The sequence below is a fragment of the Methyloglobulus sp. genome, assembly GCF_040079455.1.
In the GTDB taxonomy this organism is placed as follows: Bacteria; Pseudomonadota; Gammaproteobacteria; order Methylococcales; family Methylomonadaceae; genus Methyloglobulus.
The window spans coordinates 20,738-38,719 of sequence record NZ_JBEBKJ010000031.1 but is presented as its reverse complement, the minus strand read 5'-3'; the positions used below and the strand labels follow the sequence as shown (position 1 = coordinate 38,719).

General features: G+C 42.7%; 15 protein-coding genes. 1 reads left to right on the top strand and 14 read right to left on the bottom strand.

The window, feature by feature from the left end; translation table 11 throughout:
* The coding region (locus ABL924_RS08665; protein ID WP_349026690.1) for a hypothetical protein at nt 1-268 on the top strand (268 nt) is incomplete at its 5' end.
* A gap of 411 nt (nt 269-679) precedes the next feature.
* On the opposite strand, the gene ABL924_RS08660 is transcribed toward ABL924_RS08665, so the two are convergent.
* The 14 genes from ABL924_RS08660 to ABL924_RS08595 all read right to left on the bottom strand — a co-directional run bounded on the left by ABL924_RS08660 (nt 680) and on the right by ABL924_RS08595 (nt 17,811).
* Complete coding sequence (locus ABL924_RS08660) at nt 680-1,846, bottom strand: GNAT family N-acetyltransferase (protein ID WP_349026689.1); 1,167 nt, start codon at nt 1,844-1,846, stop codon at nt 680-682.
* A 671-nt stretch (nt 1,847-2,517) separates the two neighbouring features.
* Nucleotides 2,518-3,537: a glycosyltransferase family 2 protein gene (locus ABL924_RS08655; RefSeq protein WP_349026688.1), complete on the bottom strand. Its 1,020-nt coding sequence runs from the start codon at nt 3,535-3,537 to the stop codon at nt 2,518-2,520.
* A complete protein-coding gene (asnB, locus tag ABL924_RS08650; protein WP_349026687.1) occupies nt 3,510-5,387 on the bottom strand; it encodes an asparagine synthase (glutamine-hydrolyzing) in 1,878 nt (625 codons plus the stop codon). The genes ABL924_RS08655 and asnB overlap by 28 nt, the downstream gene beginning before the upstream one ends.
* 306 nt (nt 5,388-5,693) lie before the next feature.
* On the bottom strand, nt 5,694-6,587 hold the full coding sequence (locus ABL924_RS08645; RefSeq protein ID WP_349026686.1) for a glycosyltransferase family 2 protein: 894 nt from the start codon (nt 6,585-6,587) through the stop codon (nt 5,694-5,696).
* 78 nt (nt 6,588-6,665) lie between these two features.
* Nucleotides 6,666-7,628, bottom strand: coding sequence for a hypothetical protein (locus ABL924_RS08640; RefSeq protein WP_349026685.1), 963 nt, complete (start codon nt 7,626-7,628; stop codon nt 6,666-6,668).
* Nucleotides 7,629-7,898: 270 nt separating this feature from the next.
* Complete coding sequence (gene wecB / locus ABL924_RS08635) at nt 7,899-9,014, bottom strand: UDP-N-acetylglucosamine 2-epimerase (non-hydrolyzing) (protein WP_349026684.1); 1,116 nt, start codon at nt 9,012-9,014, stop codon at nt 7,899-7,901.
* A 2-nt stretch (nt 9,015-9,016) separates the two neighbouring features.
* Nucleotides 9,017-10,096 carry a DUF354 domain-containing protein gene (locus tag ABL924_RS08630; RefSeq protein WP_349026683.1) on the bottom strand — a complete coding sequence of 360 codons (1,080 nt, stop codon included), beginning with the start codon at nt 10,094-10,096 and terminating at the stop codon, nt 9,017-9,019.
* 79 nt (nt 10,097-10,175) lie between these two features.
* Nucleotides 10,176-11,003: a CpsD/CapB family tyrosine-protein kinase gene (locus tag ABL924_RS08625; protein ID WP_349026682.1), complete on the bottom strand. Its 828-nt coding sequence runs from the start codon at nt 11,001-11,003 to the stop codon at nt 10,176-10,178.
* A 24-nt stretch (nt 11,004-11,027) separates the two neighbouring features.
* Nucleotides 11,028-12,671, bottom strand: coding sequence for a lipopolysaccharide biosynthesis protein (locus ABL924_RS08620; protein ID WP_349026681.1), 1,644 nt, complete (start codon nt 12,669-12,671; stop codon nt 11,028-11,030).
* A gap of 20 nt (nt 12,672-12,691) precedes the next feature.
* Complete coding sequence (locus tag ABL924_RS08615; RefSeq protein WP_349026680.1) at nt 12,692-13,885, bottom strand: DegT/DnrJ/EryC1/StrS family aminotransferase; 1,194 nt, start codon at nt 13,883-13,885, stop codon at nt 12,692-12,694.
* 2 nt (nt 13,886-13,887) lie between these two features.
* Entirely contained in the window at nt 13,888-14,856 is a 969-nt protein-coding gene (locus ABL924_RS08610) for an NAD-dependent epimerase/dehydratase family protein (protein ID WP_349026679.1), read from the bottom strand.
* 146 nt (nt 14,857-15,002) lie between these two features.
* A complete protein-coding gene (locus ABL924_RS08605; RefSeq protein ID WP_349026678.1) occupies nt 15,003-15,635 on the bottom strand; it encodes a NeuD/PglB/VioB family sugar acetyltransferase in 633 nt (210 codons plus the stop codon).
* Between the two features lie 35 nt (nt 15,636-15,670).
* Nucleotides 15,671-16,771 (bottom strand): DegT/DnrJ/EryC1/StrS family aminotransferase, encoded by a 1,101-nt coding sequence (locus ABL924_RS08600; RefSeq protein WP_349026677.1) that lies wholly within the window; start codon nt 16,769-16,771, stop codon nt 15,671-15,673.
* Nucleotides 16,768-17,811 carry a Gfo/Idh/MocA family oxidoreductase gene (locus ABL924_RS08595; protein WP_349026676.1) on the bottom strand — a complete coding sequence of 348 codons (1,044 nt, stop codon included), beginning with the start codon at nt 17,809-17,811 and terminating at the stop codon, nt 16,768-16,770. The genes ABL924_RS08600 and ABL924_RS08595 overlap by 4 nt, the downstream gene beginning before the upstream one ends.
* Nucleotides 17,812-17,982: the final 171 nt, after the last annotated feature.

Here is a 17,982-nt window from a genome sequence, read left to right as displayed (position 1 = left end):
TAAAAATTCAAAAAACTCCTTCTCCCTCTGGGAGAAGGCCGGAATGAGGGTAATAAAATCAAGCAATTATATCCCTCACCCTAGCCCTCTCCCAGAGGGGGAGGGGATTATTAGAGGTTCCCTCATGTTATTTCCCCCAATATCAATCAATACAATAACGAAAATACTAAAACTTTCAATTTATACAAATCACCCCCTTTTTTCCTACCACGGAAGGACTGTCAAAAAAGCAACCGTCTATACGCCCTTTTTCTTGAATACAAGTTAAGTTCAAAAAAATGCTAATTTCTTTGACGCTTGTCACATTTTTGGAATTAAAGCTGTCTTGCTAAAACTTAAGGGAATCTCTAAAAATTCAAAAAGCCCCTTCTCCCTTATGGGAGAAGGTTGGGATGAGCACTTTAAAGTCAGGTGGTTATTTCCCTCACCCTAGCCTTCTCCCAGAGGGAGAGGGGATTATTAGAGCTCCCCTTATGGATAAAAATATTTAAGGATTTTTGAAAAATTCAGCTTACGTTTTTAACAAAAACTCAAGTAAACCTATAAAAGATTTGGATAATGACAATACGAACTATTCGAGTACTACTCTCGGAGGCATTAATGCTAATATTTAATCCTTAACTAAAACTTAATTTAGTTTCATTTGTGTTTGATAGCGCATTCTATTTCATGCATCATTTTAGCTTTTATCAGTTTCCATTTCACCTTTTGCCACTTTCTTCCGCCAGATGGTTTTCACTCTATCTGTCAGTTTCAATTTTTCAAGTATTTGCCGCGCAACGCTATCCATAATGATAGCTATTCTTAGCATTGACCGAAGAATCAACCCTTTTACCGTAGGCGCGAACAACCAGATGGTCGTCTCCCGCCAAAAATGATCTCCAAATCGTTGTTTGTAAGAAGCATCCCCCAGCCCGAAATCGAGCTTTTGGACACCTCCTTCCTGCGCCAATTCGTCAACCATTCTAATGAAGATCAAGGTTCCAACTTCATAATTGCGTAAATCTGAATCATAACCAGTCTCCGAGGAATGAAAAACACCTTGATAAATAAATCCAAACCAAAAAGCCCTGACTTTTCCATCAATTTCCAACAACTGCACACGCAACTGTCCTGGTCGAGAAAAAAGGGCAAAACGCTGGCGGTACTCTTCATTGTCCACAAAACCAGCTCCTAACCCCCGTTGATAGGTTAGCGCCGCTACTTCTTCAAGCCGAACACATAGCGCAGGTATATCATCAAATTGACTCAACCAACGCCAAGTAACTCGACCAGGGAAAGCCGACTCTAATTCTCGCTGCTTTTTCCGAATCCGAGTGCGATGTTTAGCTTTCACTTTACAATCAATAAATTTTCCTTCAATTAGAATATCCATCTCCCTGTGGGTATTCCAACTGAGCTTTTTTTCACAGAACCAGAGCGAATTGTAAGCTAGTACAGCTTGCAGTATCGTCGAATATTCAGATAGGTGATGAAATTCAATCGCATCTGCCACACCAGAACTAAGCAAAGACCGAAGATAATGCACAGTATCCTTAGCCCCTTCTTCGTTTAACTGACCCAGTAAGCCTTGGTGAATAATAACCAATGCTTTAGTAGGTACCTTTACAGGCCTCAAATAACCAATGGACGGTGCAAATTGAGTGCGCTCCAGGCGTCCCACCAACAATGCACAAATTTGATTATTTTTCTCTATAACTATTACGAATGGGGACTCTATTTCTGGACGAAGCTGACAGACAAGATTGTATTGAGCAAAATCATTGTTAGCATGATCCTGCCATCTCTCCCAATAAGGCTGAACTGTTTTCAACTCTTGTAACGTTTGAATTACTTTAAATTTCACAATACATCACCTCACCTGTAGAGAGTAATCCAAAATCAGCCGCAGGCAGAGTTCGAGCAATTTTTCAGTGGCTGGATATCCAAAATCACACTCCAACAAAGACCTTATGGTAACCTCTAAAAATTCAAAAACTCCTTCTCCCTTTGGGAGAAGGTTGGGATGAGGGCTTTAAAATCAAGTGGTTTTACCCTCACCTTAGCCCTCTCCCAGAGGGAGAGGGGATTTTTAGAGACCCCCTTATAACTATAATTAACACATATAATTTTCTTACTCTATGTTCCATTAATATTTCAAAAACAGACATTCAAAAACAATCGCTTGAAATCTTCATATCCAATCGTAACCCAGTGATATAGGAATCTTATTTGCCAAATGTAAAAAGAATCGAATACATTCAACCCAAAGGAACTTCTGATTAAGCTCTTCAAGAACGGCATTGTTTGATTCCGTTCGTGGTAAGCTTCGAACTATGAATGGAATCAACTTGAGTACGCATTTATTACTACTGCTAAATATTTTCTTAAGGGGGGCGGATAAACAGCCATTAACCTGAATCAGAGGTTTCTTATTCCATAGCCCAGTCAATTAATTTGAACTAAAGGAAAGTTAATGTGGTGGGATACTTTCCCTTGCCCTGTGAATCCTGCAACACACAACAAACTTGACGGCTTCTAGTATCTCTTGACCCAGTTTTCACCTCCAACTGCCCAGCGTAACCTCGCCACCCATTTTTTCAACACAGATCCACCTGAAAATCTTCTTCCACGTAGCTTTTGAGCCACCCGCATTAGTAGCAACAACCCGATTCTGATGATGCATACTCCGAATATTGTAAGCCGATAAAATATGGCATACCACAATGACCGTGTTTTTCGGAAGAAACGCCACCTAGATTCCAGCATCATTACGGAAGAAAAAGTGTTTACAATGGCTTGTGAGCTGCTTCCACCACCGTGGTGAACAATGATAGCAGTTGGAACGTAGTATGTGCTATACCCTGCATCACGCACCTTAAGGCATAGATCAATATCCTCCGAATACATGAAGTAATCGGTGCTAAACATCCCAATATTTTCAAACACCGATCTTTTCATCATCATACACGCTCCCGAAACGGCATCCACCTCTTTCGGCAACTCATTTTTTGCCAGCAGCGCTTCCGTACCCCATAATCTAGATTTCGGGAAAAGGTAGCGAAGCATATCGGAATCGAGTATCTGATTTAAAATAGTTGGGAATGCACGAATGCAACTTTCCTGAACAGACCTGTCGCTGTTTAATAATTTAGCGCCCACAATACCGACATTAGGCAAAGATTCGAGATGTGTATACAACTCATTTATTGCGGAAACTTCGATTTCGGTATCTGGGTTTAGAAATAATATATTTCGGCCACACGACACTTTAAATGCCTCGTTGTTTGCCCTCGCAAAACCGATGTTCACCTTGCTCTGGATAAATAGAACATGGGGATAATTTTGCCGCAACATCTCTTCAGAGCCATCGAAAGATGCGGAATCGATCACCACAATCTCGTAATCAATACCTTTTGTCTCAGCCTCAATTGAGGCAATTGATTTTAAAAGATAGTCCTTCGAGTTCCAATTGACGATGATTATTGATAAGTCCAGAGGACGCAATCCATCAAGATCAATGGTCATAGCTACTTGTTCAGGAAATTTCGATGCCATAGCTCTAAAGATACTAATAGGTAGATATGCCTCATGTATTGCTCTTTTCCTTCCTGATGTCTTTGAACAAGCTGCCGCATGTAATTCTGATCAAAGTATTGTGCAATAGATGAATCGCTACTGAGGAGGCAGTCTTCGACGAGAGGTTTCATTGACCCACGCAGCCAATCAGCTATTGGATGTGCGAATCCTTTCTTCTTACGATAAACCACTTCTTGGGGTAGCCACTTTATCATGGCCTTCTTATGTAGGTATTTTCCCGTTAGCCAATTAAGCTTAAGGGTCGGCGGTAGGCTCTCAATAAATTCGACCAAGCGATAATCCAAGAAAGGTACACGCACCTCTAATGAATTTGCCATTGAGGTTTTATCCGCCACCATGAGTAGATCGTCCGGCAAGTTTGCGCGTGTATCTATATATAGCATTTGCGTTAATGGATCGAGATGCTGCACGTCCTTCTGTAACCGCCGTAATGCCTCTCTAGTCCAGTAAGGATCCACTTCAAGACGTTCTTTGAGCATACCTGTATAGAGTTGCGCTTTCATGTCAGCACTGAAGAAAGAGTATATTTTTGTGAAACGAATCAAGATATCAGGTTCCGACAAAGAGGATATACCACGTTTCAGCCGTTCCATAGGTAACGGCACTTTGGCGATTTGTGGAGCAAATCTTTGCGTAAGCAATCGTGGTAAACGGCTGTACAAGGCCGAGAGCTTCACGCCTAGATAACGATCATATCCTGCCCAGGGTTCGTCTGCGCCTTGCCCACTTAGAGCTACCTTGACGTGTTTGCTGGTTTCCTGTGCCAAAAAGTAAAATGCTGGGGCAGGCTCATGTGCAACCGGCTCTTCCAGGTCTTCCATATAACGCTCAAAATAAGAAGAATAATCTTCAAAGTTCAGCATCTTGAAATAGTGTTCTGCACCAAACCTACGAGCCATCTCCTTAGCATCGTCGACCTCATTAGTCTTTTCTCCACCTTCGAATCCGATGGTAAATGTCTGTACTGGTCCAGTAGAGTATTTGCTCATAATGGCCAGCAAAGCTCCTGAATCAACTCCGGAGCTGAGGAACAATCCTAACGGCACATCGCTCCTCAATTGCAGTCGGACTGTGTCTTCGAGCAACACTTGGTACTCTTCAATCAATTCTTCTTCTCGCCAGTCCTTTCTCAAACACGGAACCGATTTCCAATAGCGATTAATTTGGATACCGTTTTTTGTTGCAAGCATCAGATGACCCGGCGGCAATTTGAAGATACCTTTAAACAGGGTCTTAGGCGACGGTACATAACGGAACGTAAAGAGCTCGGCCAACGCATCCACGCCCATTTCCCGCTGACAATCCGGAACTTGAAGTAACGCCTTGATCTCGGATGCGAATATCAACCGCCCTCCAATCAAAGAATAATATAAGGGTTTGATCCCCAGATGGTCTCTCGCCAGAAACAGTTCTTTTTTACGTTTATCCCAGATAGCAAAGGCAAACATTCCGTTAAAGTGATTGACACAATCTATCCCCCACTGTTCGTAAGCGTAGATAATCACTTCAGTGTCAGATAAGGTTTTGAAAGAATGTCCGAAAGATTTAAGCTCATTTCTCAACTCGATAAAGTTGTAAATCTCACCATTAAAGACTATCTGTAATGTTTCATCTTTATTGAACATCGGTTGAGCACCGCCCTCTACATCAATAATGCTGAGCCGACGATGCCCTAATCCAATCTCACCATCCAAAAAGTAGCCCGCACCGTCCGGCCCACGATGATTAAGAACTGTGGTCATTCGTTCGAGCGTCGCTTGGTCAATGGGCTTACTTGATCGATCATAGATGCCGGAAATACCGCACATAAAGGTTTTACCTATTTTAGTTGTTGTTACCGTTCAAACAGTTGATGATGATCGAACCCTTAGTTCCATCTACGCGGATATCTTTATCCGTGGTTAAAAGAAATACTTTATCTTATTTAATGTCTTGAATATCTTTGATATGAAACAGCGGTTTCAAGGCTGAAACGCAAATAATTTGTCGAAATCACACTTCGGACTAGACCCTGTTGACGATTTAAAAATAGACCTTTTAAAACAACTAGTCTATTCCACAAGTAACTCACAATCCTTTGATATAGCTTGCGTTTTACCAAATCTCAACAGAGCTTAGTCCTTTTTAGAATAACTCAGTAAACGCACAAGCTTACCTCGTTGTTCAGATCTTAGGTAGCGCACAACATCAAGAGGCAATGCAATCGAATCTCCCTTAATCGCACCTTTCAAATACCCATAGATAGTGGCTGCACTTCCCACAACTCTTGGTCGATCCATCAAGCGATACATACTGCGCAGACATAGAAACAAGAAGCTATATCCAAGCGATTGAAAACGTTGCCCTTCCTTTACTCTCGATGCCAGCGGCTGAGCGGTCGCCGTACCTGTGCGACGGTACTCAAGTACACTAAGTTCAGGGAAAGTACGAGTTTTCCATCCTTTCATTCGTGCCATAATCTCAGCAGCAGCATCAATTCCACCTAGAGGTAATGCCAGGTATCCACCAATCTGCTCAAAACACTCGCGCCGGAATAATTGGACAGCACCAGCCACGCTATCGAGCGATACATCCTGACTGACAAATTTATCGCCGATACGCGTAGAAACCATACCGCCAGCGATTCCTAGGTTCGATTCCCTATCAAACTCGTAAAGAATTTTTTCGAAGTAATCCTTCTCCAAAGAGATGTCCGCGTCTAGATTACCAATATATTGGTAGTCGTAAAGCTGCGCTTCGTTTAATCCATAATTAAAAGCACGTACTTTGTTGCCGAAATTCCTGCCAGTTACTCGGCTCAAATTAAGCAAACTAAGAAAATCATGTTGTTCCGCGTATTGCTCAACGATTTCCCTCGTGCGGTCTGTCGAGTTATCATTCACTACAATCCATTTAACTGGCCGAACGGTTTGGTTAATCATCGCTTGGATCGTTTTCTTGATGAAAGCCTCCTCATTATGTGCAGGTGTGATAATAATGTACGGTGCAATAGCTTGCTCGATTCCCATACTATCTCCAATACCGACGAAACATCTAGATTATAAAAAACTGACAAGTAAACAATGAGAAAACAAAGCTTGAGTTGCTCATGATAGAGTTTTCCACTGCTTTCTGAACCGATTTATTCCACCCAAAGTGTCAAACTCAAATTTATCTGGATGTTGTGAGCAATATTCGAGAAAAGGCGTGAGGCTTCGTTCATTTCGCTGTGTGAACAGCTTTGAATGACCTATGAGAATAAATGGTATCAACTTGTCTTTTTGACTATCATACTCGTTTGATGCCTTATTCACGGCATTAATCAATTGCTTGCTTGTGCACTGATTGAGGTCAGCTTTCCAAGCATGTTTTTGGAATACTGTAGCCATCCATGCCCTCATCTTAGTGTGAGCAACCTTAGCCTTGCCGCCACGTTGTATATTCGATCCCTCTTCGCGTCGGATTCTGTGATGTCTACCCATGACTGCACGATAAATACGATTGAATGTCAGAAACGCACCGATCCAGCGCTTTTCACTGTATATTGGTAGTTCCCACAGCTCACTGGTATCATCACGGCTACAGATATCATCTTCTTTAACTCTCCAAGGAAGAATATGACTATACGCCTCAGAATAGTCGAAAGTCACAATGCCGTTTCGGTGTCCATATTTGAAGATAGATGTATCTATGGTAATGTCATTTTTAATTAGAGTCCTTACAACATTCTGGGATGGCCTAACCGACCAGTTAGCCGCACGAAAACCAATGCATCGGTACGTAGGATCTACTGGTTTAAGAAGTGTTTCGAGAAACTCTTTGCAGGTGTCGACCATCCAATCCATTCGTTCGTAAGGTAAAGCGGCGAAGTTATATTCCGACCAATCCTGTATCCAGCCCCCATTGTCGTGCCTTGCATTAAAATAGGATGAGTGAATGTGCAATTGAACGTCGTGACCTGTCTCTATCGCATAACGTAATTGGTCTACGATGGCATCGTAGTAATAATCGTCGCGTCCATTTTTATCTTTGAATTCCTTAAATTTCAAGATTTCAGCTACGTCCGCCATGATAGATAGTTTAGCTCCATACTTATCACATAACTGAAGTAGCCTATAAGTGGGTTCAACCATCAAATCATGGGGGCTGCCATCACCATTTCCGTGAATCTCGTAGTCGAGAGTTAATATAATCTTTAGCACTAACTTATTCCCCTTATCGGAATCTATATTCCACGTCTGTCACATACACAGGCTGATCGCTGAACACAGAGGCATTTGCTGTTTTTCTTTTAAACAAAATTATGTCCAAGGCTACTATTCTTACCAGCATGAAAAGATTTAACTAGCCTCAATAATGCTACTAATAATACGCTCCGATGTCCTACCATCCCAGAGTGGCGGTATCTGACCGATTGTAGTGTTCCGACCGAGCACTTCGTCAATGTCGGCGGAAAGCCGATCCAAATTACTAAGTTTGTTACTGCCCATAGTGACAGTGACCGGACGCTCCGTATTTGAACGCAGCGTCAGGCATGGCGTTTTGAAGTAAGTACTTTCCTCTTGTAGTCCGCCGGAATCTGTGAGAACAAACCGCGCTGCCTCCGTAAGACAAAGGGAATCGTGATAGCCGAGTGGGTCTACAATTTGTAGGCCATCAATTTCATCCAATGGAATATTAAATTGTTCGCACATCTTGCGTGTTCTTGGGTGCATTGGAAACACGACAGGCAATTCTTTTGCGACCTTTCCTAATGCGCTCATCAGTAAAGTCAGCGCCGATTGTTTATCGACGTTGGACGGGCGATGTAGGGTCACGTAGACAAAACCCTTCTGTTTTAAGCCAATTCTATCCAAGATTGGGCTAGACCGGGCTTTTTCGAGATTGTTCATCAGAGAATCAATCATTACATTACCGACAAGTCTTATCTTTGAAGCGGGAATCCCTTCCCTTATTAAATTTTCATTTGCGTCGGCTGACGGTGTCAGCAACAGATCTGCAAGCGCATCCGTAACGATTCGGTTCACCTCCTCCGGCATACTGCGATCATAGCTACGTAGACCCGCTTCCACATGTGCCACCTTGATGCCCAATTTAGCGCAAACTAAGGTACAGGCTAGGGTTGAATTAACATCTCCCACCACCACCACCCAGTCTGGTTTTTCCTGTTCACAAATGGGCTCAAATTTTATCATCACATTGGCGGTCTGCTCTGCATGAGAGCCAGAACCAACAGCTAGGTTGATGTCAGGTGCAGGAATGCCCAGTTCCGCAAAAAAAACATCTGACATTTTTTCATCATAGTGCTGGCCGGTATGAATCAACCGATACTCTAACTGCGTTCCATTGTTAGCCACATCCTCAGAATACCTTTGTATTTGCTGAATGATAGGAGCCACTTTCATGAAGTTTGGCCTAGCTCCTGCAATAATGAGAGTTTTAAGTTTTTTGCTCATGATCACTTCGATTTGGAATGCTTAGTGTTACGTTCTAGGGGATACTCTTTCATCATTATTGCATCAACATGTCCTATTATAGTGTATAGCACTTTTTGAGGATTTAAACCTATCGGGGTAATTTCTTTGCTGCGGCGCTGAAGAACAATTTTATTGCTTACATCTTCAACGTTTTCGATCAACACTAGCCTTCCTTCATCTTGCAACTGGCGATCAACAGCGCCGCTTTTCCCACGAAAGATGCTGTAAACCGGAACACCCAACGCCGCCGCCTCACGATTCATGGTCCCTCCCCCACTTACCACCAAATCGGAATGCCAAAGCAGATTGAGACCGTTCATTGCTTGTTTGGGTATAATCACATGAGTGTTTTCAAACCACTGCGGCCAATTATTTCTTATTTGCGTTTCTTGAAGCTTATTTCGAGGCAGAAGGATAGCCTTGATTCTTGGTGTAGTGCAAACCCTTGCCATGAACGAAATAAAAAGAGCATCACTTTCTGGATTGTGGTAATGCGCTTCGTTTGCTGGAGGCCTAACAGTCACCACTATGTCATCATCGCTAAGATTAAGTTCGGCTACAATACTCCCATCAGGCTTAAACTCGGGGGCATATACATCCTCTTTTATCCCTTCATAACTAAGAATTCTTTCTTCATTTTTACACTGGACATTTTCATTCAAAAGGGCAGCAGGAATTACTTCCCATTTAGGCTGTAACAATAAGGGGGTCTGTGCGTGTTCATAGTCCATGATCATCACAGTTGGTATGCGTAGCAGATTGCATAGGAATATTTGTGACCGTGAACCATGAGAGAGACCTAGCATTGGTTTTTCACGAGACACAAATGGCAATAATTGCATGCTCCGCCAGCAAAGTCCCAGCACTTTAAGAAAAGGATTCTTACCATAATGTTTTCCAACTTTTTTATAGGTCAATCCGAAAAGCGTAGCTAATTCGCAGACTTGGAAAGCATCCCGAGCAGTCAAAACGATAGTATATCCACGCTGCTCCAATTCCCTGATGATAGGCTTGAAAAAAGGCACATGTGGCGTATTATCAAGATCAATCCAAATTTTCATTAAGTTATGTAAGTTGGTGTGTTAAAAATTTTGCTTATCTATTATCGCTTAAGCTACTAGTGCTTAAATAACAACTCTATCAATTACGCACAGTTCCATTCGAGTATCCATATCCGTAACTATAGCCATATTTATACGATGGTAGTGGTTGCCTTGACTTGTTAAGAACCAAGCCTAATAGGTTTGTCTCCTCAAGTATATGCATCGCATGTAAAAGTTCATCGGACGTATTTTTTTCATCCTCTACAACAAAAAGAGCCGCATCACAGTAAGACATATACAGCAAGGCATCATCTGCTACAAAAATTGGGGGTATATCAAAAATGATGATTCTGGATTCGTAACGCGATTTTATTTCTTTGATAAAATCAATCATTCTGGGAGATGAAATTAATTCTGATTGGTTGATTTTTGAGTCTTTCCCAGGTAACAACACTAAATTCTCTATCTGTGGATGTATCAAAATGTGTTCCAGTGGAACATTCCCCGATAAATAATCGATAAATCCAAAGTCACACTTAAGACCTAGATGATGGCTGATGCTTGGACGCCTGAGATCAGCATCGACCAAGAGAACCGTCTGATTACCCTCCAACGCAATCGCAATCGCCAAGTTAATAGCCACTACCGATTTACCCGCGTCTGGCGTTGCGCTCGTGACAAAAAAGCTATTCCAATTATTTTCCCTAAGTTGTTTCAGGATATTCGTCCGGAGAACACGAAATAAATCTGCGTTTTGATCATTATTTAATCCCATAATGATCCGGTTCTCTTCTAACATCTTAGAATCAAGGGTCATTGTTCGAGTTTTCGCATACTTGATCGAATCTAGGGAATTGCTATCCGAGCCATTATCGGTGACTATACCTTCCAATATTTTCCCAAGATTATTAAAACTATTTGACACGACTAAAATCTCCTCAAATCTGCTTCAGCTATATACAAAAGGTGCAAAAAAGTAAAATATAGCTGCTATAGCTAAGAAAATACCCATCACAATAGTGCAAGCCACAATTTTTTTTTCTTTTCGCTGTTTTGCAATTTTATTATTTTCTTCGGATGGAGTCTCAATGTAGGGAAGAACAACTATTGGCATAAGACCAGTTGCTTCCGCGATAGCGCGGTATCCAGTGAGCCTTGGATCCAAAAACTCGACAAGGAAAGCAAGCCCGATACCTGCAAATAACCCCAGAAAAAAACCGCCAATAGCTACCTTTCTTCTTATCGCTTTTTCTGGATGTGTAGGAATAACAGGTTGTTCAATGACGGTAAGCGTTTGCCCTTGCTGTTGTTCTTCTTGCGTTTGGACAAGTTTAGCATCTAGCCATTTTTCTTTGAGCTGAGTGTATTTCTTCGTCGTATTATCCCGCGCTCTTATCAAGTCGTTATATCCCTTTTCAACTTGTGGAGCCAAAGAAAGGAGATTGTGCATTTTTTCAAGCTTTGCTTTCAGGTAATCCTGCTTTTGCATTAATGATTGAAGTTCTGACTGACTGCTTTTATATTGTGCTTCTACACCCAGGTAAGCTGGGTTTGTATTGTGGCTATTCACATCCTTGTCTTCGATCTGCGAACCTGGCAATTGTTGATCCAGACTATCAATTTGTTTTCTACCCGCCAATTGATTGGGAATATGTTTTTCGTCTGATTGCCCTACAAATGTCGGATCTAGCATCTTTATTTCGCGCTTTAGCCGAATCACCGACGGATGTGAAGGGGAATAGATACTAGAAAGCTGAAGGTATTGTACTCGCAAAGTTCTTAGCGCTTCATCTTTGCTCTGTGGTGCTTTATCATCAAGCTTGCCCGGCAGTATTTCTTGAGCTCTTGCCAGCTCTGATGTCAAAAAAGCAATCCTTTCTTTCGTAGCCCTAATCTGGCTATCGGTGTCCCTTAGTTCGTTCTCCGCGCGGTCTATACCTGCGAGATTGCCTTGTGCTTGCTCCGGCAAACTGAAGTTATTTTGTTCCTTGTATTTTACGATCTTATTGTCAATATCTTGAAGATCTCGGTTTAGCTTGTTCGATTCCTCCATAAGGAAATCAGTCGCTTTTATAGCGCGTTGAGTTCGGGACTTATCATTTTGTTCGATAAATAAAGCGACTAAATTACTAACAATGTCTTTGGCTGTTGTTGCATCACTATCACTAAATGAAATATTAAAGGCAATTTCAGCCATGCCAGAGTTGGTTTTAGGTGTTAACGAAGAAGCCGCCAATTCAACTTCAGCACTATCTCTGAAAAAATCTGCTAGTTCATGTCTCGTATAATCATTCTTAATATCGTCATAAAGGCCATTCGATTCAATTATCGAAAACACATTATCGGTCGTCATGAGCCTTTGATAAACTGATTGAATCTGCTCATCTGCATATTGAGATGCTGTCGACTCGAATAGCTTTGTTGGAAGCGGCGCCTCGATCAGCACTGTCGCCGTTGAGCGGTAAGTCTTGGGTATAAAATACGCGACAATTATAGATATTATGCTGACCAGCAACCAAGTTACTACAATGTAATACTTGCGTCTTTTTGCGAGGTAAAGATAATCGGTCAGCGTTTTAGCGTTCTTTTCCATGAAAATTGATAATTTAACTACTATTGGCTTAACATCAGCAAAGCATCACGGAGTGCATTTACAACAAAATCTTGTTCTTCAAAACTCATCTGCGGAAATAAAGGTAGGATAATCGTATGATCCTGCGCTTCTTGGCTGTATTGAAGTTTCTGGCAGAAACCAACAACGCAATTGCAGCTCTCGTTTCTACCAATACAAGACCAAGTTTCGGGTGGATATGAAACTTCACGATGTGAGCACATAACGCCACGACGACTGGCCACCCCCGCATCTAGCAAGGATTGCATAACCTGCCGTTGGTCAATCCCTGTTGGCAAACGAACACAAAAGCTTTGCCAAGTACTGCGTGCCCAATCGGGTTCTACTGGTAAGCCGAGACCAGGAATCTCAGCGAGCAGCGACTTGTAGCGCACAGCCAAGACCCGACGTTTAGAAATTATATCTGGCAAGCGTTTAAGCTGCTCTCTACCCACAGCTGCTTGTATATCAGTCATGCGGAAGTTGTAACCGACAATTGGATAGGTTTCAAAGATAACCTGACTGGCTCCATGGCGGACGGTATCAGGCACGTTCATCCCATGTTGGCGTAACAACCTGAATTTCTCATCCCACTCCACGTTAGCGGTGGTAATCATCCCACCGTCACCCGTGCTAATCACTTTGCGCGGGTGGAATGAAAAGCAGGCAATATCTCCATGCGGCTTGCCAATTTTTTCCCATTGACCTTGCCAAAGAATTTCACTGCCGACACCACACGCAGCATCTTCGATAACAGGAATTGAATAGCGACGTGCTATTTCGACGATAGCGGTAAGATCGCAAGGCATCCCTATCTGATGTACGCACAAAATAGCGCATGTACGATCCGTCAACGCGGCTTCTATTTGTGCCGAATCCATATTGAACGTGTCTGGCTCAATGTCTATAAACACTGGTTTAGCACCACAGTAACGAATTACGTTAGCCGTTGCTATAAAGGAGTGACTCACGGTAATTACTTCATCACCAGGCTGCACGCCTACCGCTAGCAGCGCTAAATGCAGAGCGGTGGTACAATTGGACACAGCGCATGCGTAAGACGCACCTACGAATTCGGCAAACTCCTTTTCTAAAGCAGCAACCTCTGGGCCTTGAGTGGTCCAGCCACTTAAAATGACGCGCCTTGCGGCCTCTGCCTCGTTCTCACCCATCACAGGTTTAGTAATAGGAATCATGATTACACCGCCGTTTTGTTTGCCTGCCACCAGCTCACTAGCCGCGTAAGCCCGTCTTCTAAACCAATTGTTGCCTTAAAGCCAAGCTTATTTTCAGCCTTCGTTGTATCTGCCAAACGTCTGGAAACTGAATTCACTGTTCGTTCAGGCCCGTATTCCGGCTTAAGATTAGAACCCATCACCTTAAGCAAGGCTGATGCTAACTCATTGAGACTGGTCTCCTGTCCACTAGCCACGTTAAATACGTCGTCGATGGCTTTCGATTCTAAGGCTAAGATATTCGACCGTGCGACATCTTCAATGTATACAAAATCCATAGTTTGGCTACCATCACCGAGAATGAGCGGGGGCTGCCCAGAGGCAATCCTTTCCATCCAGCGAATCAGAACTTCGGTATATTTTCCATAAATATCCATTCTGGGACCGTAAATATTGAAATAGCGTAAAGCCACATAAGGCAATCCGTGCATGTCATTGTACGATCTCAGCAGACCTTCCAGCATGATTTTACTGGCACCATACAATGTGCGATTGTTGTACGGATGATGATCTTCATGTGTTGGAAAAGTATCGGCCAAACCATAAATTGATGCAGAAGAAGCGGTAACAATTTTTTTTACATCCGCTAGTTGTGCGGCTTCTACGACATTAAAGCTTCCATCGCACATCACCCCGAACGCCGCGCGCGGGTCAGCCGCACAGGCGGTGATACGTAGTGCTGCCATATGAATAACAGCGTCCATACCTTGCGTTGCTTTATGCACAACATTGACATCACGAATATCACCACGCACCAGAGTGACACGGGGATCTTTCAGCGAATGCTCGATATTTGCCAATGTACCTCGACTCAAGTCATCAAGAATAACGATACGCGCAGGAGAATAATCCCTTAATAACAAGTCTATCGTCGTCGAACCCACCAAACCACAGCCGCCCGTCACAAGTATATTCGAATCTTTTATTTCCATTCTTTGGCTTCAACCCTTTTTGTTTTTGATCTCTATTATTACTGTAACAACTGGCACAAGTATGCCAGCATGATTATTCAAAGCTGTACAATTAAGATATACTTACATCTCATTCGACGATCATTATTAACCACTACAAAGGCCTTTTATCCAAGTATCTTTGCTGGATTACCGACCACCCGAGAATCCTGTTCCACGTCCCTGATAACATTGCTACCCAACCCGATTAAAGCCCCTGATTTGATCCTGAGGCCATTCATAACAGTTGAACCACTTCCAACGTAACAGTTTTCCGCGACAACCGTATTACCGGCAATAGTTACATTAGAACCAATTAGCGTCCAATCACCCACCGTAACATCGTGATGTACGACTGTATTAGGGAGAATACAGACATGGGAGCCGATAACAGCATTGCTGGTAATCACTACTCCCGCCATTATCAATACATTAGATCCAATCGATGCAAGAGGAGACACTCTGGCAGCAGGATGGATGACCCTAGCAAAGCAATCATCCCTCAGCCCCAAGTTATTGATGATTTCTTTTCGTGATTTGTATGAACTGGGACTTCCAGGAACAGCCAATACGAACGCTTCGGGATATTTAGAAAATGCTTCCCTTCCCAATACAGAATGCCCCTGTGGAGTAACCCCCATTTTCTCTGGAGTGTCGTCAACAAAACCAATAAACCGATAACTATCTCCGATACAATCTAGCGCTTCTACAGCATTTCCGTTATAAGGGAAAATCAATAATCCTTGTTTTTCTACTTCCATGCTCAATTATTCCCTGCCCTACCCTACTCAACCAATTATTTTCTTGCAAGTAGTGCAACCGCTTCACAAACTTCTTCACGTTGTGTTGGAGTTAGCTCCGCAAACATAGGCAGCGAAAGCACTTCATTTGAAGCCTGTTCTGAATGAGGAAAATCACCCGCCACATACCCTAAATCAGAATAAGCAGGCAGCAAGTGTACTGGAATCGGGTAATGAATCCCGGTCTGAACTTCCTTGGCATTCAACGCTTCTTGCCACTCGCTTCGGCTCTTGGTCCGAATCGCATAAACATGATAGACATGGCGTGCATAGCTCATTTCTTTTGGTGTCAGTATCCCCGTGTTGGCTAATAGCTGATTATAGTGCCCTGCAGCCGTTCTTCGTGCTTCGGTCCATTCCTCCAGATATTTCAACTTAACTCTAAGTACCGCCCCTTGAATGCCTTCTAAACGAAAGTTGTACCCTTTAAGCACATGATGGTATTTTTTTTCTGCACCCCAATCACGCAACATCCTGATAGTACGAGTATATTCAGGATTATTCGTTACTACCATTCCACCTTCGCCATACGCGCCCAAGTTTTTACCGGGATAAAAACTGAAGCATCCCATATCACCTAAACTTCCGACTCGCTTTCCTTTGTACTCAGCTCCGTGGGCTTGAGCGGCATCTTCGATTACCACTAGATTATGCCGTTTAGCAATTTCCAGAATTGGATCCATATCCGCTGGCTGTCCGTATAGATGTACGGGGATAATGGCTTTGGTTCGTTCAGTGATAGCACCTTCTATCGCCTTAACGTCCATTGTGAAAGTTTGTGGGTCAATATCCACAAATACAGTCTTTGCACCGGCATAGTAAATCGATGCTACCGTTGCAACAAAAGTAAAGGGTACCGTAATCACTTCATCACCTGGGCCAATCCCAGCCGCAAGCAATGCCAGATGCAATGCGCTGGTGCCGGTATTGACACCAATTCCATACTCAGCACTACAGTACGTGGAAAATTCCTCTTCAAATGCGGCTACTTCACTACCCAAAGTAAACTGGCAGGTTTCCAGCACATGCTGTATAGCAGTGTTAACTTCATCTTTAATGCTGGCATATTGAGCCTTAAGATCGACAAACGGGATCATGCTACCTCACTCCCACGCAACATTGATATTCCATTGAGTTTTACAGATCGGCCATGCTCATTCATCGAACGGGTCGCTGCTTCAATTAACTGCACCACACGCATACCGAGCAAGCCATCGGTCTGTGGTACTTTACTGTTTACGATACAGTCAACGAAATGCTCGCCTTCAATTTTTAGTGCTTCACTGCCATCTAATTGGGGAGCCCACATATCACCGGTACGATAACCTACCCGCATTTCATAGATTTTTTGGGGATCATCGGTGAAGCTGATGCCTTTATCGTAAATCTTAATTTTTTCACTTGGCTCTAAGTCATCATAAGTAATCATTTTTTTGCTGCCACCTATAAGGATCTGCCTCACTTTTACAGGTGCCAACCAATTTACATTACAATGTGCAATCATTCCTGAATTATAAAATAACGAGATATAAGCTAAATTTTCTGGCGTGCCGGGAAAATGGTTAGTTCCTACAGCTGAAACAGCTATCGGTTGTTCACCCAATAAATAGTCTAAAATCGCAAAGTCATGTACAGCGAGGTCTGAAATAACGCTAACATCACGCTGAAACAAACCCAAATTGACTCGTATTGAGTCATAGTAATACATACTACCAAGGTCGCCTTTTCTAACAATTTCAGCTATTTTACGAACAGCCCCTGTATATATGAATGTGTGATCAACAATCAACACCAGCTTGCGCTTTTCAGCTTCATCAACGAGTTGGCGCGCTTGGACAGACGTCTCCGTCATAGGCTTTTCCAACCACAAATGCTTTCCAGCTTTCAGAGCCGCCATTCCCAGATCAAAGTGAGTACTGACAGGTGTAGCTATAGCAATAGCATCAATGGACGGATCATTGATCATATCCTCGAAGCGTGTGGTTGTTTTTATCCCAGGGTAACGCTTTTGAACAGTTTCCAATTTTTTGGGATCCAGATCTGCCACACAGGCAACTGTTAACCCTTGAGTTTCGGCAAAGTTTCTCACCAGATTAGGCCCCCAGTAGCCGTATCCGATAACACCAATTTTAATCATGATATCCCCTTTGTTCTAATGTAAATGGTGGCAAACGTTTTTATATTTAAACAAAAATCTATGCAAAAACAGTTCTTAACGCAACCAGAGTGAAATATGACCAGTTTCAACGTTAATTTGAACATCTTTACTGATCATTGCAATTTTAACAATTCTTACTTAAGACCTATT